We start from the raw sequence: 18,670 nt of genomic DNA, 5'->3' as shown, positions 1-18,670 counted from the left end.
ACAACAAAGCCTCGTAAAGAGCAAGCTAAATCTGCTTAATATTAAAGATTTCCATGTTTAAAGCTTGTATTTTATCAACTCAGTGCTGCTGGGTCTTTTTTTCCTACTTAGTCTAAACTCCAGTGATTAAATTTCAGTAAAAAATAATGATTCACAACTAGATAACGCTCTCATTTTTTAATAGAGCATCATTGTTGGTGGTGAGTATTTACGGTAATTTAGATATTTGTGAGGCTTCCTACTATTTAACCCTCTCCTAAGAAAGAAGGCAGGAGGCAGGAGGCAGAAGGGAAGAGAATTAGACTTGTTTCTTCCATCCATAACGGAAGCGAGCGCGTCCGTAAACAGCTTTTGTCACTCTCGAAAAACAATAATCTCTGCCAAATTCTAAGGCTTGGATTTAGTCTAGGTTTGAGGCTTTTTTTTCTAACAGAAACTAAAATTTATAGACAAAAAGTAGAAATTAAAGCCCCGTAACCGTTTGAGCGATTAGATTCTCCCAAAGTGACAAAAGAGGGTTAAGAAAAAGAATCTAAATCTAGAGATTGCATACCTTCGCGTTGTATGAAGGTCATCATACTTCCCAACTGCAACCAAACTAGCAAACAAGTAAATAGACTAATTGGTAGACCGACTCCTAGAGCCAAGGATGAGGGAAAGCCAAATATCTCTAAGCCTGAAGACATAAATAAACAAGTACCGCCTGTTATGCCGATAAATGGTACAAGTAATTGTTTGAGTGAGGAACGTGGCTGAGTATTTTCTGCTCGTTCGCTTGGCCAGTTCTGCACAATTACTTTCAAAGTGCCAGATAATGCCAAACCAGATGTTAATGCTATCAAAAAGCCAACAAGTAAGAGAAAGTAAGGCGGTTGCTCAGGAAAATAATACATGAAAACTCCTAATTTCTATTAAAAATTTTTTACTTTTTATTTGTTGACTGGTTCTCAGCAAAAGACCCAAGTAATGTTGCTTTTGGCAGGATAGCGGCTGCCCCTTCTCTGGATAACTCTGTTAAAATCCCGATCGCTACATTTAATAAACGATCCGGTTTTAAGTCATCTTTAACCAGGTTCCACAGACGTTGGACATCTTCGGTGTGCAAGCGGTCATCTTCGGTGAGAGCAAGCACTAACTGTCGCCTTAGAAACTTGCCTTCTTCCGACATTAAGTATTGGAACCCCATCTGAGCTGTGGGCAATACATCAAAGTTGTTATCGGTACGAGCGATCGCAATCAAATTCTCTAACCGCTGCCACTGAAATTTACCATCTTTGAACAACACATTCAATAATCGTCGGCGTAATTCCGGCGATTCTCCTGTCAGCAACCGCCGCGCTATATAGGGATAACCCACTTCCACAATTTTGAAATCGGGGTTAAGGCTAAGGGCAATACCTTCTTGGGTAACTAGAGAACGAATAATCAAAGCAAACTTTGCCGGAACTCGGAAAGGATATTCGTACATCAGTTCCGAAAATTCATCAGTAATAGTTTTGAAGTTAAAATCTTTGACATTTTTGCCAATAGCGTTTCCTAGCACCGCTTCTAATGCTGGCACTATCGGGCAAATATTCGTATCTGGAGTCAGAAACCCTAATTTTACAAAGTCTTCGGCTAAGTCGGTATAGTCTTTATTCACCAAATGCACTAGCGCATCTACCAGTGTTTCTTTGGTGCTTTCTTCCAACTGATCCATCATACCGAAGTCAATATAAGCCATACGACCATCGGGTACAGCAAATAAATTGCCAGGATGAGGGTCAGCATGGAAGAAGCCGTATTCTAAAAGCTGTTGCAATCCTGATGTCACGCCAATTTGGATGATCGCTTCTGGGTCTAAACCCGCTTCGCGGATGCGTTGAGTATCCGTCAACTTAAAGCCGTCAATCCACTCCAGAGTTAAAACATGAGTATTGGTATAACGCCAGTAAATACCTGGAACTTTTACTTGTGGGTCATTGTGGAAGTTGCTAGCAAATTTCTCGGCGTTGCGGCCTTCATTAATATAGTCAATTTCCTCAAATAACTTCGTGCCAAACTCGTCCACAATTAAAGTTAGGTCGTGACCGAGATTTAAAGGCAACCAAGGAGCTAGCCAACCGGCTGCCCAACGCATCAGATATAGGTCGCGTGTAATTACCGGATGTAAGTTGGGGCGTTGCACCTTTACAGCCACTTCTTCCCCAGTGACCAGACGACCTCGGTAAACTTGACCCAAGCTAGCAGCAGCGACTGGATGAGGTGACAGTTCGCTAAAACTTTCGTGAATTGGACGACCTAGTTCACTTTCAATAATCTGGTAAGCGATCGCATTATCGAAAGGTGGTAACTGGTCTTGTAACTTGATCAGTTCTTCTAAAAAATCTTTGCGTATCAGGTCAGGCCTAGTGGAGAGGGCTTGACCAACTTTAATAAAAGTCGGGCCGAGGCGGGTGAGGAGTTCTCGCAACTGGATAGCTCGTTTACCCTTGTTCTGCTCAACTTTATCTTGCCACTCGTCCCACTTCAGACCGAATATAAATCCTGCAAAGGAGGAGATAATTCTCAGCACTCGCCCCCAGGCTAGCCAAGGACGGTAACTATAGTAGCGAGCGATCGCATCTGGATTATAGAGTTTTAGTTGAGCAGGTTGATACTGACCCACGCCTTTTTTTGCCTCTTCAACTGAAAAATTTACAATGATTGTTTTTCTCCTGACCCACAAGTTAGTTGCAAGTTCAGGATAGCGGTAGCCTTTTATCTAAAACAACTAGAACTCTACCCTTTGGGGATAGTGTTCGAGGCGATTTTAGCATCTGTTACTGCCTAGATTTGTTTATCTTTTTCTTAATTATACTTTATAAAACTACAACTACTTATCCAACTTTTAGATGATTTTATCTTTTCTTAACCATTTTTTATAAAAATATAAATATGTACCTATATATGCAAATTGAAACTCAGTAACCGCTTACAACATAAAGATCCCCGACTTATGTTAGAAGTCGGGGATCTTGGTACTATGTTTATTTATACCTGTGATTTAAGTAGAAAATAAAATTACAGCATCAACTAAAACATTGGTAATTGGTAGTAGCTTTGCCACAATTACCAATTACCGACTTTTAACGATCGTGTAGTGCTATTTAGATTTTGCCTCCAAGTTTTCTAAACGGCTTCTCAATTCTTGATTTTGTTGTTTGAGTTGGTCGAAATCTTCACGCAGTTGCCGCAGGGTTTTTTCGGAACCAATGTTCTTTTGCACCTTGGAAATTTCTTCTTCAGCAGAGCGACGTACACGCCCATCAGCTGTTTGTTCAGCTAGCGATCGCAAAATTCCCACGGCTTTGGGTGTTTCCATTTGTCCTAATGCTGCTGCTACCGACACTTGCGTTAAAAAGAAGCTTTCTTTGGCTAGTTCTGTTAATTTGTCTAAAATCCGTTCCAAATTAGCCGGACTTTGACCTACAGAAATCTTTCCTAAAGCACGAATTGTGGCTAAACGTAGGGGTTGTGGTACACCGAGTTTGGTGTATTCTAGCAGCAGATTCAAAGCTGCTTCTGAGGTTTTGAATTCAGCTAAACCGGCGATCGCACCACTCCGCACGACTTCATTCCAACCCGCCTTTTCTTCTAAAACGCCTTTTAGCAGCTTTAATACCTTGTCTTCCTTGGGTTTTTCTTCCAAGTTTGATGAGGCGATCGCTCCGATAACACGAGAAGCTGCTGCTTCCACGTAGTAGCTGGGATCGCCCTTTTGCACTAACCCTCTGACAACTTTATAGCTTTCAGCAGTTTTGATTTGAGTAAGTGCTTCCACTACAGCTCGTCGCACGTAAGCATTTTTATCTTTTAACCCAGTAATTAAGCCATCAAAGGCTTGATCTAAATTGATTTGGGCTAGTTGTTTTGCCACTTCCACACGCACACCCCACAATGGGTCATTTTTTAGCGATGCAGACAGTGCTTTGATTGCTTCTAACCCGCCTTTTTTTGCCAAAGCTGCTGCTGCATAACTACGTGAAATTGGGTCGGGATCGAATTCTAACTGTGCTTTTAACTCCGCGATTGGATATTCCAAAGCTACTGTTTTTAGGTAATTATTTCCAACATCAAAGCTAATAAATTGGGGCTTATTTTCTAAGGGAAAGTAGAAGCTTTGTTCGCGTTCATTCACCCGAACAGTGAAAGTTTTAAGTGCTGAGTCCTGAGTACTGAGTTTTCCATTACTCCTGACTTCTTCCTGTTGGTTATAGCCAAAACCAATAGGTATTTTTAAATCAAACAAATCCTTACTGCCATTTTTGCCTTCATCAGCTTGGGTTTGAGTGACTGTAATTTTTGCTAAATTAGCATCTCCATCCCAAGAGTAAGCTACTTTAAAATCGGGATGACCACCACGATAAACGTATTGGTCAAAGAGAAACAAAAGATTACGTCCAGTTGCCTTTTCAATCGCCCTGAGTAAGTCTACTGTTTCTACGGTTTTGTGGGCATTATCTTGGACAAATGTTTGAATTGCCTGCCAAAACAACTCATCTCCCAATTGGGCCCGAATCATGTGATAGACACAAGATCCTTTTTCGTAGATGTGGCGATCGTAAAGTTCAATAGCTTCTCGGTAAACGTGCGTTACCATTGGACGGCGATAACGACTGCTATCTTCGCTTAAGTAACGACGAGCTTCCAATAAACGATAGTAAGCTGCTTCTTCTAAACTATATTCCTGTTCTGTCCACATCACCTCAGAGTAAGAAGCCATCCCTTCTTTAATCCAAGCATGAGACCAATGCTTAATCACCACCAAATCACCAAACCACTGGTGCGCGAGTTCGTGGACGACTAAACTTTCAGTGTTGCGGTTATCTAAGGCGGCGCGTTCATCCAGCAAACATCTGTCTGTTAACAGTGTTGTGGAAGTGTTCTCCATGCCGCCAAATATGAAGTCATCAACGCAAACTTGGGCGTATTTCGGAAAAGGATATGGATAACCATACTTTTGGCTCAAAAATTCGATCATTCGGGGAGTTTTTTCCATGCTGCGTTTAGCATCTTCCTCCCGTCCCTTTTCTACATAGTAGGTGACAGCTTTACCCTTCCACTCATCTCGAATTTCAGCAAAATCACCTACTGCTAAAGTCATCAAGTAGGTAGGATGAACTTGTTGCTGTAACCAATGATAGACTTTGTAATCACCATCTTCTGTGGTATCAATTAATTCGCCATTGGAAATCGCCACGAGAGGGTTGGGAACGCGAACGCGAATTTCCGAAGTAGATAGTTGTCCTGGATAGTCAAAGCAGGGGAACCAAAAGCGAGAGTCTTCGTCTTCACCTTGAGTCCAGACTTGAATAGGCTTGTTTGGGTAGTGCTTATCTGGTTGAATAAAATAAATACCGCGTTGCGGTTTTGCCACTGAGTAGGCGATCGCAATCAGCAAGCGTTTACCAATCTGGGTTGGCTGAGAAAGTTGAATAGAAAGCTGTTCGCCGTCATAGTCAAAATTTTGTGGCACTTCGTCCACCTGCACAGACTCGATATTTAAGTTGACAGCATCCAAAGTCAAACGATCAATACCATTACGGATTGGCAAGAGGCGAATGCTACAACTGCCCTGATAGCAAAGCTTTGGAATATCCAAGCTGAGATCGAGAAAAATATGCTCTACCTGTCCAGGGCGATCGGGGTTGTAATGTGGTCTTGCTCCAGGTAACTCAAAATGTTTGTGTACGTTATTATCTGTATCAAAATAAGACTGCGACATTGATGCTTACTGACCTTGTAATCTTGAAAAGTCTGGCTTGGTTGGATGTAGTTAAGTAAAATAGCGGTATCTGATCTATTTCCCAAATCAACAGGGCATTATGGAGGTGACTTCTCACCTTTGGGATTGGGGGATTGAAATTAATCTCACCCGAACTTCCAAAGATCGGCTACCGATCCTGGGATTTTTTCCATATCCCTGCCGCATTTACTTTTGCTGATGTTCTGCACTGTTTTGGTATTGAGTCAAGAATCTCTTGCACCTCGATAAATTCTCATTAAGTACAAATACTCCTAATTATTTTTATAACTTTAGGATAGCTTGCTGCTGAACACGCTATTTTGTTTAAAACGAACAGCATATCATTTGCAGATTCGCTCCTCATCTGATTGAAGTATTTTTGAGAGTAATTTTAGACCGCTAATTTGTAGGATTACTAATTTTATCAGTAAATACCAACTGGAGTTGAAACTAAATGCAGGATACTAGTTGTGTGAGAGTACAATAACCAATTTGTGTCTCCGTAAAAACTCCCATATTGGCAAGTGCCCGTAAAAGTCGCTCAGAGAACACTTGTAGATTGACGTTGCGCTTCCCAAATCTTCTTAACCTCTTTAACAAATCGGCGTAGGCGTAGCCCGTAGCAGACATCGCTAGCTTGTTTGCTGCATAGATGGACTGTGAGATCCAAGTGCTATAGCAATCTGAAATCATTCGTAAACAATGAGATTCTCAACTTCTTTAAGAAGTCGGGAATCTTATACCATTTTCAAAAATGATTGCGACAGATGGATTCACACCAAGCCAGACGCACCAAGGCAATTCCCAATCCAAAATCTAAAATCCAAAATGGTATTACCCTTGCAATTTCTACGAATCAGATAGGATTGCTATGTATTTAATTTGCAAAAACCCATTTGTAGTCAAAAATCACTTTTAAGTTGGATGTTTGCTGATTAAGACATCACGTTTAACTGAGAATCTTTATGATTAATATCCGATTAATAATGGATGTCAAAAGCAATAATTTTCTGCAAGTAGGAGGTAGATGTGCAGCTTGTCAATGAGCGTGCTGCTGAATCCTTTTGTCATGGGTTAGTCTAGCGATGGATTAGCGGAAATTACTATAAATCCGAAAACTCTACAGTGACACTTGTATAAATCTCGGTGACAATCTGAGCAAAAGAGGATAACAAAATGCCTGAAAGTAAATCAAAATTTCTCATTCCTGTTGTTGGTGCTGCCGTCGTTGTCGTAGGAAGTATAGCGGCTTATATGTACTTTAAAGGCTCACCAGGAGGTACCTCAGACGCTCTAGGCAGTGCTAAAGTAGTACCTTCAACAGCACTGATAGCAACTTATATTACTACTGACTCTCAAGCTTGGGCAAAGTTACAGCAGTTTGGCACTCCAGAAGCACAAAAGTTAGTGGCAAAAGGTCTGGAAAATTTCAATAATCAAATGTTCAGTGACAGTAACGTTTCTTATGAAAAAGACATAAAGCCTTGGGCTGGTAGTCTGATGATTGCTGTACTGCCACCAAATCCTGTAAAACCGGCACAGTTAAACGTGCCCTCTGGGGCACCTAATGTGCCAACAAATTTACAGCAGGAATCCAATATCTTGATAGTGGTGGGAATCAAGGACAAACTCAGTGCGTTAAATTTTGCAAACAAATTGAAGTCACAAAAAGGGGTGAAATTACAGGAATCTGACTATCAAGGTCAAAAAATTATCGAAACTACACAAAATGGCAAGCCGACGTATAGTGTAGTTTTAAATGATAGTCAGCTGGTATTAGCGCCCGAAAAGCAAGCTGTAGAAAAAGCAATTGACACGTTTAAAGGACAGTCTTCTTTTGCCAATAAAGAAGGTGCTAGCAGCATTCTTAAAGGAGTGGATGTTAAAAACAGCCTAGCCCAAATTTATGTACCAGACTATGCCGAAATGATACAGCAATTAACTGCTGGAAATCCTCAGGCAAAGCAATTACCCCCACAAACCCTGACGCAACTGAAGCAGATAAAATCTGTGGTAGCGGGTGTTGGTGTTGATGATGCAGGAGTACGGGTAAAAGCGATCGCTAATTTAGATCCGCAATTAAATAAATTTCAGTATCAATCAAGTCCTGGGAATATAGTCGGGCAATTTCCTGCTGATACCTTTGCTCTGATTAGCGGAAATGGCATCAGCCGTGGTTGGGAAGCGCTGGTAGAGCAGTCAAAAGATTATCCCGAAATGAAGCAAGCTCTAGAACAAGCGAGAGGACAACTGAAATTCGCCAATCTAGACCTAGATAAGGATATTTTTGGCTGGATGAATGGGGAATTCGCCTTTGGTGCGATTCCATCAAATCAAGGGGTATTAGCGAGTGTTGGTTTTGGAGGTGCTTTAGTATTTGATACTAGCGATCGCAAAACTGCCGAAGCCACCTTAACAAAATTGGATACCCTTGCCAAAACCCAACAAATCAACGTCGCCAACAGAAATATTGGTGGTAAAGACGTAACTGAATGGCAAATTCCCCGACAAGGAGCTTTATTAGCACATGGTTGGCTGGATCGAGATACTGTATTTGTAGCTATTGGTGGCCCCATTGCTGACGCAGTTAGCGATCGCAAAAATCCATCTCTCGACACTAGCGACGCCTTCAAAGCCGTGACTGGTTCTTTGCAAAAGCCTAACGGTGGCTATTTCTACCTGGATATGGATAAAACTAAAACTGTGCCCTTGATCAATAGTTTTGTTTCATCTAATGCAGATACCATCACCATCCTGAATTCCATTCGTGGTCTTGGTTTTACCGCCACTAGCCCTGATAAATCCACCAGTCAATTAGAGATGTTATTAGCTCTTAAGCCTAGTGCAAAGTAGGGCATTAAAGTAGGGCATTGGGCATGGAGTATGGGGTATAGGGATTGAATATTTCTCCCTCACTTCCTCATCTCCCACGCTACGGGAAGTTAAACCTACATCTCCTCAGCCTTTTTTCTCTACGAGACGCTGCACGTAGCTTGCTTCCCTGTAAGGGTACAATTTTGAATTGATTTCTCCCTCATCTCCCCTCCCTACTCACAAAACTTGATTATTCCGAGTTTCTAAGGTTTGGTTGAGTCTATCCAATGCGCCAGTCAATCTTTCTTGGGCTACAAGGTTAGGATCTGGCAAGGGTTCATCGGCGACTTCTTCTTGTCTTTTGAATTTTTGTAAGGCTCGAATTGCCACAAATAAAACTAAGGCAATGATTACAAAGTCAACTATTGCACCAAGAAAGTGACCAATCTTGATTCCCGGGCCAATGGCGACTGTTCTCCAGTCTTTGCCAGCAAAACTAACTAAGGGATTAATCAATGGCATGATTACATCTTCAACAAAGGAAGTGACAATCTTGCCAAAAGCACCACCAACGATCACGGCGATCGCCAAGTCAACTATATTGCCTTTAAGGGCAAAATCTTGAAAATCTTTTAAAAAGCCACTTGCTCTTCTTCTTGATCTGGCCATATTTGACTCCAATAAGCTGAACTTACTGTACTTTTGTTTATAAATTACACTCAGTTTTTTGCCATTCTTGTTGAGACAAATGTTGCTAAGTATGAAAATTTTACCAGTCTTGAATGAAATTCTCTGATAAATAAAAAATGTAAACCAGCATCATTCAAATCTTCTCAGAAGTTTGCTGCTCTGCAAATGTCAACCTTCTATAATATTTGTTGCTTGGGGCAAGCCAAAGGAGGCAGACTGCCGTTATACAATTCAATTCATTTCTAGACTGCTGTCTAGCAAGTATGTCATAAGTAGAAAAGGCTGTTAAATGCAAACTAATTTATGACTGCTGCTGTAAACACTAATCCTGGTTTAGCTTCTCGTTTGGTAAATGGTATATTGGCAATCCAGCCTTTAGCTAACCTAGCCAAGCATCAAGCTAGACAAATGATGATTAAACGTGCCGAGAGAATTGGTGTGCCTTGGACACGAGAAGTTGAAACATTACAAGCGCGTGATTGGAAAGACGATCTCGCTCAAGTACAAAATCCTCAGCTTTCCTACCCCGATTACTACGTCACCTCATTCCATGCTTACGAAACCGGAAATCTCAGTTGGCAAGCCGCTTTTGAGGTAGAACCTGCTGCTTACGCTGTCCACGCTAAAATTTGGCAGAGTTCTGAAGAAGCGCAAGGCGATCCGATGCTGCGCCAAAGCTACCACAATATCCTGAAAAGTCAAATTCCCCATGAGCCGCAAGACATCTTGGATGTAGGATGTAGTGTGGGCTTGAGTAGTTTTGCCCTACAAAAAGTTTATCCCCATACCAAAATTACAGGCTTGGACTTATCTCCCTACTTTTTAGCCGTTGCCAATTACCGCGCTGGGCAACGTCAAGCTAAAATTAACTGGCTTCATGCCCAAGCTGAATCTACCGGGCTACCTGATGCCTCGTTTGATTTAGTTTCCATTTTCCTGATGTGCCACGAATTACCCCAATCAGCAACCCAACAGATTTTAGCTGAAATGCGGCGCGTGTTGCGTCCGGGTGGCTACTTGGCAATCATGGATATGAATCCAAATTCTGAAGTTTACAAGAAAATGCCAGCCTACATTTTGACTTTGCTCAAAAGTACTGAACCATATTTAGATGAATATTTTGCTTTGGACATTGAGCAAGCTATAGTTGAAGCGGGTTTCCAAACTCCCACTGTTACCAACAATACCCACCGTCACCGTACAGCGATCGCTCAGGTGAGTGGTTGATTTATCTCTACTGTTGTGGGCAGCAATACCACCTTTACTGCTGTTAGGCTATTACTACTTTCGAGTACCATTTGCCCCACCTCTGTTAAAGTTACTGATGTTCTTTATCATTGGGGCAATATCTGGTCTTTTGGCCCTTAGACTCGAATGGGTTTTTGAAATTGTAGCGAACTCTTTTGTAGACTGGCATCAGATCGAACGTTGGCTTCCTGGTATAGCCTTGCGGCAGCTTGTGGAAATAGGCCCAATTGAAGAAGGCTGCAAGTTGACTGCGGTTGTTGTCCCAACCTACTATCTACAACATAGGTATCGATTACTTCCCTCTAGCGTTTTCCTCTTCACCATAGCTGTTGCCCTTGGATTCACTGCCGAAGAGAACTGGATTTACCTTTTTCACGATACAGCATCAATTCTTGCCCGTTCTATCGGTACACCAGTCCATGCGATGTTCTCTGCACCTTGGGGATATGCTTTAGGAATTTATATTTCTTCCCACACTCGATTAAATCGAGACAAGAAGTTCATTTTTAGGGCTTGGCTAAATTCTGTAATTTGTCATGCCCTAGTGAATGTCCTATCTAGTGCTGCACGTTACTCAATACCCGTAAGTTTTCTTACTTATAGTTTATTTCCGTTTCTGTTGTGGATGTTTTGGCGACTGGAACAATTACTGCGAAAAGTCCAAGGTAAACCTGTAATTATCTTGATTTCAGACCGTACACGCCAACGCCGTTACTGGCAGAGGGGTTTAGTGCTGTTTGCCCTCGTCCTGGGTGGGAATGCTATTTTTGGGCTGTTTCTCTTAGTCAGGAAAATTAGTCCTTTGAGTCCGTCGAAGCTTTTTGACACTTATATTTTGTGGTTTATATTTAGTCGCTTTTTGCTAAATCTCTTTTTCGGAGTTTTAGCCTGGGGCATTTATCGCTATTTGCGACATTCCGCCCGTCGTCGGTATTTTTAAAATATGATTTAGGAAAAGGCTAAGGGGTTTCTATGCAAACAACTCCAGTGCGTTGGACGACTGCTGACCTAGAGCTATTTGCTAGCGATCGCAGAAATCGCTATGAGATTATTGATGGAGAACTATTTGTGACTAAATCACCTAGTTGGGATCATCAATCAAGTTGTGGCAAGATTGTTACAGTTCTTAACAATTGGTCAGATGAAAGTGGTCTGGGTAAAGCTGCGATCGCACCTGGAATTATTTTCTCAGATTCTGACAATGTGATCCCTGATGTGGTATGGGCAAGTCATGAACGCTTAAAAAACTTACTAGATGAAGCTGGACATCTCACGGGCGCACCGGAGTTAGTAGTAGAGGTTTTATCACCCGGCGAAAAAAACGAGAAACGCGACAAGGAAACAAAGCTAAAGCTGTACTCGGTGCAAGGAGTTCAGGAATATTGGATTTGCGATTCTATACAGAAGAAAGTAGAGGTTTATCGACGCGAACAGGCTGTTTTAAAGTTAGCAGCTACTCTATTTAGTCAAGATGAATTGACAAGTCCTTTGCTACCTGGTTTTAACTGCTTAGTAAGTAAACTTTTTTAGGTGGGCATTGGGCATTGGGATGATATGAGTTCCCTATGTCCTATGCCTAAATTTTCAATTACCTAAACGTTTGCTAATACTGGCTGACTCGCAGCTGCGCTGACTGAATTTGATTCAGATTCAGTACAGTAGATTTCGCAGGAATTATTGGGACTTTCAATCAATTTCACTTTGTAAAGTTTAGCTCCCAATTCTTGAATAGGCGATCGCAGTAAATTACTAATGTAAAGTGCAATATTTTCAGCAGTCGGCACAACTTCGGCAAAGTAGGGAATATCTTTGTTTAAAAAGGTGTGATCGAATGGCTCTACCACATAATCTTCTACAACTTTATTCAGGGCACCTAAATCAACAATCATGCCAGTCCGTGGGTCAATTTCCCCTTTCACGGTAACTTCTAGATGATAATTGTGTCCGTGACCGTTGGGACGAGCGCACTTACCATAAATCTCAGTGTTTTCTTCGTTACTGAGTTTAGGATGAGCTAGCCGATGCGCGGCGCTAAAGTGAGTACTGATGGTGAGGTAGGCTTCCATTGCGTTTCCCATATAATCTGCCCAAAGTTCAGGATGTTCAAATAACTGCACGCGGACTAGAGGCAAGTGCGGTGCTAGTCGCTGCCATATAATCCGTGCAATATTCTCAGTAGTAGGCAGAGTTTGTTGAAATTCTGCCCACACATCGTTGAGATAAGAGAAGTCCAATTGACTGATAACTTCCCGTTTAATTACGTGTTTTACATCAGACAAGTTCAGCACCATGCCATATTCATCCAATTCCCCGGCTAGAGAGATGAATAAGACATAGTTATGTCCGTGTCCCGGAAATTTAGAGCCAGCACCAAATTTCTCAATATTCTTGGCTTCACTCAGTTCTGGCAACCAATAACGATGACTTGCTGAAAACTGGGCGCGGCGATTAACAATGCATTGCATGAGTACACTATGAGCAGAATTTAAAATTTCTTAATCTTTTTCTGCTTCCAGCATAAACTAATTCCTAAGTTATGTGTCATTAGTCATTAGTCATCTGTCCTTTGACATCTAGCGATATTGACCCATACCCAATAACTATGTAACAGAAGCTTGTGCTTCACAGTGCAATCTCGAAGCTATGCGAAATAGTTCATGACCTGTGTGTAAATAACGCTCATCGTAGTTCAAAGGAAAATAACCTAATTCATCGAGTCCATCTGCTACTTGATCGAGGCTGTAGTAGAGGTGAGCCGCCGTTCTTGCGAGACTAGGGGGATTTGGCAGGGAGCGAAAAGTAGTTTGTGCCTGCTTGAGGTCATCTCGACAGGTTTTTAGGTATTCCTGAAATTCATCTAACAACTCATCATCAAAGGGATCGGCAGCTAATTGCTCCATTTGTTCTTCTAACGAATAAAGAATCGTACAAAGCAAGCGATTGACTGGTTGGTAAACTTGGCGCAGCCATTCTTCAACTTGCTCGTCAACATCCCGTCCAGTTTTTCGTCTTGTTTGGTAATGCTGTTGGGCTGATGCTGTACGCTGTTGGCGATCGCTCTTTAATTTTTGGGAGTCATCTTGCAGTTCTTGGTCATAATTGCGGCGATTTTGGTTGTCGCCTAAGACCTCATAAGCTGCATTGATGCGGATAATTTGCTCGCGATCGGCTGTTTCCTGATTACTGTCAGGATGAAACAACTTAACCAAGCGGCGATAAGCTTGCTTAATCTCCGCTTGGCTGGCACTTGGACTAACTTTGAGAGTTTCGTAATGGTTAGAAACGTGCTTAGAATTGACCATTAATTCAATGTATTGTTAACTGACGCTAGCGGCCAATCTTGCCTCCAGGTCTTGGAACAACGGTGTACTCAAATACCTCTCACCAAAACTGGGCTGAATCATCACAATTAAACGCCCCTTATTTTCTTGACGTTGGGCGACGCGAATTGCCGCACATAAAGCTGCTCCACTGGAAATGCCAGATAGTAGCCCTTCTTCTTTTGCCAAACGTCGACTATAAGCGATCGCATCTTCATCGGTGACGGTAATCACTTCATCAATCAATTTTATCTTTAATACTTGGGGAATAAACCCAGCACCAATTCCCTGGATTTTGTGGGGCCCTGGTCGTCCCCCAGATAAAACTGGGCTATTAGCTGGTTCAACGGCGATCGCCTTGGAATTAGGCTTGCGTGCTTTAATCACTTCTGCTACACCAGTGATCGTACCACCTGTACCCACTCCTGCCACAATGATATCGACTTGTCCATCGGTATCTTCCCAGATTTCAAGCGCCGTAGTTTCCCGATGCACTTTTGCATTGGCTGGATTGCGGAACTGCTGCAACATATAAGTATTTGGTGTAGTATTAACTATTTGTTGCGCTCGTTGAATTGCCCCACTCATGCCTTCCATTCCTGGTGTTAGTTCCAGTTCTGCTCCATAAGCTCGTAACATTGCCCGACGCTCTCCACTCATCGTCTCTGGCATTGTCAAAATTAATCGATAACCCTTTGCTGCTGTTGCCATTGCTAGGGCAATACCGGTGTTTCCAGAAGTAGGTTCTACCAATACTGTCTTCCCAGGAGTAATTAGCCCCTCCGCTTCAGCAGCGTTAATCATACTTACCCCAATCCGGTCTTTGACTGATGCCGATGGGTTCATACTTTCCAGTTTCACCACAATTTCTGCAACACATCCTTCTGTTTGAGGAATTCGGTTCAACTGCACTAGGGGTGTACGACCGACAAGTTCTGTAATGTTACGAGCTATTCGCATAAATTAGTCCTTAATTAATTATTTGTTATCGGTCATTAGTCATCAACAAATGACAAATGACTCTTGACTAAATGTAGTACATGATATCTAATTGCCGCCGCGAATCTCGTTTTTCACAAAGATCCTGGAGCGTATATTTTTGCAAGACTGAATTTGCCGCGCAACTTGCTTCTTGCCAAATTTCTTCTATAACTGAACTGTCTATGCTTTTGGAATTAACGTTTTCTTCACCAGCCCGCGCCTCTAAGCCTTCTAAACATTCCAAAATCTCAAAAAGGATGATTTTTCGGGGTTCTCGCGTTAACAGATAGCCACCTTTTGATCCACGCTGACTTTTAACTATACCGCCACGCCTCAAGGTTGCTAGTAGCTGTTCCAGATAGCGATCGGGTATGTTTTGTTGTGCTGCAATTTGTCTAATTTGCAGCGGTTCGCCGCTTTCGTAATGAGCGGCCATCTCTAATAAGGCGAGAATTGCGTATTCCGATTTACAGGATAGTTCCACAAGCAGCAATAAGTTAGGGGTAAAAATTAGAAGTTAGAAGTTAAAAGTCATTCAATTTGGATTTGAGACTTTCCTACGGAACGCTATGCGTAGCTTGCTTCCCCGGAGGGGTACGGCGTGAGCGCTCAGTCGAACGCTTTTTCCTTCAATCTCAGTTCCAAAATTCAAAATCTCAAATTGGTAGAGTTAAGATACTACGCAATATGTAGTTTTATACCGCCAACTTCTACTAAAAAAGCTCGCTCAGAAAAAGCTGCTCGCGGCGTAAGTCAGTTGTAGAGTGAGCATTACTTTGGTCTATTCCTATCAAACCCGCCATAACTCATAACTTCTAACTCCTAACTTTTCTATTATACTCCGGTTAACTACTGGGGTTTATCCATTATTATTACCGTAAACAAAAAACCCCGCCTAATGGCGGGGAGAAATAGAGTTCAAATTTGTCAGCAGATAATCAACACTCTAGAAGGTAAAAGTAGTTCTGAGTGTACCGATAATAGCATCATCGTTATCGCTGTTTTGACCAGGAGAGGTCAACCAGATTACACCAGGAGTTACAGAGATGTTATCCGATACACGATACTTGTAGAAGCCTTCAAAGTGGTAGGGTATATCATTGTTGCCACCAAAACCTGGGCGGTTAAAGGAATAGGGTTCTGCACCAGCAAAAATACCTAAAACGTTACCTTTTTTACCGAAATCAGGTAAGGCTACCCCTAAACCGTAGCTCCAAGCTTGATAATCATCACCTGCACCTGCGCCTGTAACATCATGGTAAGAGACGAATCCACTAACGGACAATTTGTCGCTAGGTCTAAAGGCAGCCGACACACCATAGGAGTTGCTGTTAGAGCGGGTTGCTGTGTTTGTTGCAAGACCGCCTGCATTACCTAAAAAGTTAGCTTGTCCAGTACCTACATCAAAACCTCCAGTTGTTCCGTCTGTACCAGAGTCAAATAAAGCACCACTGGCGCTATATCCGTGGACGTAGGTAGCAGCTAAAGCCACGCGATCGCCAACACTAAAGTTTAACTGTCCTAAAGCAGCATAGTCACCATTGGTCAGACCTTGACTAAGACCAGGGTTATTAGCTTGGGATGCCAAGTAACCCGCAGTGATTGAGCTATTTCCTAAAATACCGCCACCTTTACCAAGGGGTATATTGAGCGCTATACCAGCACCGCCACCAATCCGGTAGATGGGACTTTCAGAAGCAAAGGTAGATAAAGCACCGTTACCGCCGTCAGTGTTGTCAAAAAAGTAAGGGTTATTGACAGAAGCATACTGGCTGTGTCGTCCACCACTAGCTGCGAGGTAAACTTGGGCTGGGCCTATGGGAACTTCATAAGTCAAGCGGTCTATTCTGACACTGTTGTTACCATTGCCGATACCAACTTGATATGTTTGTGTGCCTTCAGCAGTACCAATTGGATTATTAGCGTTGTCAAATTGTGTAAAGGCTGTTGAATTACCTGCTGCCAGACGAGTATGTAAAACGTCTTTACCAGTGAAGCTAGTTTGCAAGTCTAAACGTACTCTATCTTGGAAGACGGTATTGTTAGCGTCCCCAGTGTTACCACCAAATGCATCACTGACGGCAAAAACAGCTTCACCAACCAGTTTTGTGGTTGTGGAGAACTGATTAGCTTCCAATTCAGCAGTCCGCGCTTCTAGAGAATCTACGCGACCGCGTAGGGTTGCCAATTCTGCGGAAAATTCTTCTTGTAACCGTTGTAAGGTAGCTAAATCTTGTTTTGTCACCAAGTCAGCTGTTGCTGTGGCAATCAATTCGTTAACCCGATCCAAACAAGCATTCAAACCAGCAGCAAATTCATAACGGGTCAAAGCACGATTACCGCGATATGTAGAATTCGGATAACCTGCAATACAACCATAGCGCTCAACCAAAGACTGCAATGCTTGGAATGCCCAGTCAGTAGGTTGTACATCGGAAAATTGAGAAACCGATGTTACTTGAGATTGAGAATTGCCTTGATTGCCTTCGTTGCTGTAGCGATTAACTTGATCTATGGTTGTTTGAGCCAATATTTCTGGCTGTTGGGCAACTTCAGTTACACCTAGTTGTTTCGCTGGTGATACTTTAGTGGTTGTGCTTGGGGCCGCCATTGCTGTTGCCGAAACTAACAATGTTGCTCCCAAAACTGCTGGGCTAACCACTAAGGATTTCCATAATAGATTAGACATTTTTCCTTTACTCCTCACACCTTGTTTAGATAATTGGTTTCGTTACACCTAATTCTCGAAAATGCGACATCTCATTGAAACCTATGGATGAGGCATAGCTGTCTCTACTACAATTCTAGTTTTTGCAAAGCTAATAAACGATTAACTTTGGGTTAAAAACTGATGTGATTAACTTATGCAAAAACATATCTTTATATCATAACATTATAAAACATCATATCTAGATGGCAATATTGGAGCGATCGCCTTAATAACTGTCACACATACTTATCTAAATATCTAAGCAGGGAGTAGAGTTTGGGTCATTCGCTCTCTACACAGGCTAAATGACTGAAGCTTTAGACACTTAGAGTTTGCCATCAAAAATCGCTTCTTTCACTTAACCCTAGTATAAATCTCCCGCCAGTTAGAAGACATTGGCTCGGGGATATAAACCGTATATCGTAGTGACTTCCTATAATTTGGTGCAAGAGATTTTAAAAGAAATCACTTACTCAATCTGGGAAATCACCCGTGCTACATCAAAATCTGGCTGTGTCAATCCGCCTGCATCATGTGTTGTAAGTGTAATCTTTACTTTATTGTAGGAAATCTCTATATCTGGATGATGTCCGGCTGACTCAGCCGGTTCAACCAGCTTATTGACAAACTCAATTGCTTCAATAAAATCTTTGAATGTGCGGGTAATTTGCAACTTGGAATCTTGAATAGTCCAATCTGACAGAACCTTTGCCTGTTCTTGAATTTCCGCTTCGGTGAGTAGTTGTGCCATATCAAGAAACTGCTACTTATATAGTTAATATATTTATTTGTTACATTTTGCATCTGACAAAGGCAAACCCCTTTTATTCTCCACACAAAAAGCATGGAAGGATAAATTCAGCCACAATGTATGTGTCTAGATTTAAATCAGACTTGGCAGAAAGATGCTATTTTTCATGTTTGGTCAAACTCCAAGGTTTAACGCAAGATAATTATGCTTTTTAAAATAACTTAAATAGGTTGGCTTTGTTCGTCGTGGCAGCGATCGCTATCTTTCTTTTAAAAGTAAGCATTGATAAAACAAAAATCACTTATAAAAAACTATCCGCCCTGATTTAGATTGGATAATCTAAGTCAGAGCGGTCTAGCGGGTCTTCAGGTTGCAACCAGACTGCCGGA

At 42.0% G+C, this 18,670-nt stretch carries 14 protein-coding genes; 4 read left to right on the top strand and 10 right to left on the bottom strand.

Translation table 11 applies throughout. The annotated features are described in order from the left end of the window. Positions 1-518 precede the first annotated feature (518 nt). From V7K45_RS31955 to V7K45_RS31945, 3 genes are all read right to left on the bottom strand, one after another. The gene (locus V7K45_RS31955) at positions 519-893 is read right to left on the bottom strand and encodes a hypothetical protein (RefSeq protein ID WP_335009847.1); all 375 of its coding nucleotides are present in this window, start codon (positions 891-893) and stop codon (positions 519-521) included. A gap of 29 nt (positions 894-922) precedes the next feature. Then, positions 923-2,647, bottom strand: a complete 1,725-nt coding sequence (locus V7K45_RS31950; RefSeq protein ID WP_335009845.1) for an ABC1 kinase family protein — start codon at positions 2,645-2,647, stop codon at positions 923-925. 477 nt (positions 2,648-3,124) lie between these two features. After that, entirely contained in the window at positions 3,125-5,746 is a 2,622-nt protein-coding gene (locus tag V7K45_RS31945; RefSeq protein WP_335009843.1) for a M1 family metallopeptidase, read from the bottom strand. A 1,197-nt stretch (positions 5,747-6,943) separates the two neighbouring features. Between V7K45_RS31945 and V7K45_RS31940 the strand changes: the two genes are divergently transcribed. Beyond that, complete coding sequence (locus V7K45_RS31940) at positions 6,944-8,620, top strand: DUF3352 domain-containing protein (protein WP_335009841.1); 1,677 nt, start codon at positions 6,944-6,946, stop codon at positions 8,618-8,620. A 198-nt stretch (positions 8,621-8,818) separates the two neighbouring features. On the opposite strand, the gene mscL is transcribed toward V7K45_RS31940, so the two are convergent. Further along, positions 8,819-9,250, bottom strand: coding sequence for a large conductance mechanosensitive channel protein MscL (mscL, locus tag V7K45_RS31935; RefSeq protein ID WP_335009839.1), 432 nt, complete (start codon positions 9,248-9,250; stop codon positions 8,819-8,821). Between the two features lie 324 nt (positions 9,251-9,574). Here mscL and V7K45_RS31930 point away from each other — a divergent pair, with 324 nt between their 5' ends. The 3 genes from V7K45_RS31930 to V7K45_RS31920 are packed head-to-tail and all read left to right on the top strand — an operon-like array spanning position 9,575 to position 12,049. Further along, a complete protein-coding gene (locus V7K45_RS31930; RefSeq protein WP_335009837.1) occupies positions 9,575-10,498 on the top strand; it encodes a class I SAM-dependent methyltransferase in 924 nt (307 codons plus the stop codon). Then, complete coding sequence (locus tag V7K45_RS31925; protein ID WP_335009835.1) at positions 10,491-11,459, top strand: PrsW family intramembrane metalloprotease; 969 nt, start codon at positions 10,491-10,493, stop codon at positions 11,457-11,459. The genes V7K45_RS31930 and V7K45_RS31925 overlap by 8 nt, the downstream gene beginning before the upstream one ends. A gap of 32 nt (positions 11,460-11,491) precedes the next feature. Then, positions 11,492-12,049 carry a Uma2 family endonuclease gene (locus tag V7K45_RS31920; protein WP_335009833.1) on the top strand — a complete coding sequence of 186 codons (558 nt, stop codon included), beginning with the start codon at positions 11,492-11,494 and terminating at the stop codon, positions 12,047-12,049. A gap of 62 nt (positions 12,050-12,111) precedes the next feature. On the opposite strand, the gene V7K45_RS31915 is transcribed toward V7K45_RS31920, so the two are convergent. From V7K45_RS31915 to V7K45_RS31890, 6 genes are all read right to left on the bottom strand, one after another. Continuing rightward, positions 12,112-12,984, bottom strand: coding sequence for a 6-carboxytetrahydropterin synthase (locus tag V7K45_RS31915; RefSeq protein WP_335009831.1), 873 nt, complete (start codon positions 12,982-12,984; stop codon positions 12,112-12,114). Positions 12,985-13,119: 135 nt separating this feature from the next. Then, positions 13,120-13,821 carry a J domain-containing protein gene (locus tag V7K45_RS31910; protein ID WP_335009829.1) on the bottom strand — a complete coding sequence of 234 codons (702 nt, stop codon included), beginning with the start codon at positions 13,819-13,821 and terminating at the stop codon, positions 13,120-13,122. A 15-nt stretch (positions 13,822-13,836) separates the two neighbouring features. Next, entirely contained in the window at positions 13,837-14,799 is a 963-nt protein-coding gene (gene cysK, locus V7K45_RS31905) for a cysteine synthase A (RefSeq protein ID WP_335009827.1), read from the bottom strand. Positions 14,800-14,866: 67 nt separating this feature from the next. Further along, entirely contained in the window at positions 14,867-15,304 is a 438-nt protein-coding gene (locus V7K45_RS31900; RefSeq protein WP_335009825.1) for an RrF2 family transcriptional regulator, read from the bottom strand. Positions 15,305-15,766: 462 nt separating this feature from the next. Then, positions 15,767-17,509, bottom strand: a complete 1,743-nt coding sequence (locus V7K45_RS31895) for an iron uptake porin (RefSeq protein WP_335009824.1) — start codon at positions 17,507-17,509, stop codon at positions 15,767-15,769. 490 nt (positions 17,510-17,999) lie between these two features. Continuing rightward, positions 18,000-18,281, bottom strand: coding sequence for a 4a-hydroxytetrahydrobiopterin dehydratase (locus V7K45_RS31890; RefSeq protein ID WP_335009823.1), 282 nt, complete (start codon positions 18,279-18,281; stop codon positions 18,000-18,002). Positions 18,282-18,670 lie beyond the last annotated feature (389 nt).

Source organism: Nostoc sp. (genome assembly GCF_036917375.1).
In the GTDB taxonomy this organism is placed as follows: Bacteria; Cyanobacteriota; Cyanobacteriia; order Cyanobacteriales; family Nostocaceae; genus Nostoc.
This window is presented reverse-complemented; position numbering and strand designations above follow the sequence as displayed.

What these genes read in the sequence shown, in the direction of transcription:
- V7K45_RS31955 (WP_335009847.1), bottom strand. Translation starts at nt 893, where the DNA reads ATGTATTATTTTCCTGAGCAACCGCCTTACTTTCTCTTACTTGTTGGC.
- V7K45_RS31945 (WP_335009843.1), bottom strand. Translation starts at nt 5,746, where the DNA reads ATGTCGCAGTCTTATTTTGATACAGATAATAACGTACACAAACATTTT.
- V7K45_RS31940 (WP_335009841.1), top strand. Translation starts at nt 6,944, where the DNA reads ATGCCTGAAAGTAAATCAAAATTTCTCATTCCTGTTGTTGGTGCTGCC.
- mscL (WP_335009839.1), bottom strand. Translation starts at nt 9,250, where the DNA reads ATGGCCAGATCAAGAAGAAGAGCAAGTGGCTTTTTAAAAGATTTTCAA.
- V7K45_RS31930 (WP_335009837.1), top strand. Translation starts at nt 9,575, where the DNA reads ATGACTGCTGCTGTAAACACTAATCCTGGTTTAGCTTCTCGTTTGGTA.
- V7K45_RS31920 (WP_335009833.1), top strand. Translation starts at nt 11,492, where the DNA reads ATGCAAACAACTCCAGTGCGTTGGACGACTGCTGACCTAGAGCTATTT.
- V7K45_RS31915 (WP_335009831.1), bottom strand. Translation starts at nt 12,984, where the DNA reads ATGCAATGCATTGTTAATCGCCGCGCCCAGTTTTCAGCAAGTCATCGT.
- V7K45_RS31910 (WP_335009829.1), bottom strand. Translation starts at nt 13,821, where the DNA reads ATGGTCAATTCTAAGCACGTTTCTAACCATTACGAAACTCTCAAAGTT.
- cysK (WP_335009827.1), bottom strand. Translation starts at nt 14,799, where the DNA reads ATGCGAATAGCTCGTAACATTACAGAACTTGTCGGTCGTACACCCCTA.
- V7K45_RS31895 (WP_335009824.1), bottom strand. Translation starts at nt 17,509, where the DNA reads ATGTCTAATCTATTATGGAAATCCTTAGTGGTTAGCCCAGCAGTTTTG.
- V7K45_RS31890 (WP_335009823.1), bottom strand. Translation starts at nt 18,281, where the DNA reads ATGGCACAACTACTCACCGAAGCGGAAATTCAAGAACAGGCAAAGGTT.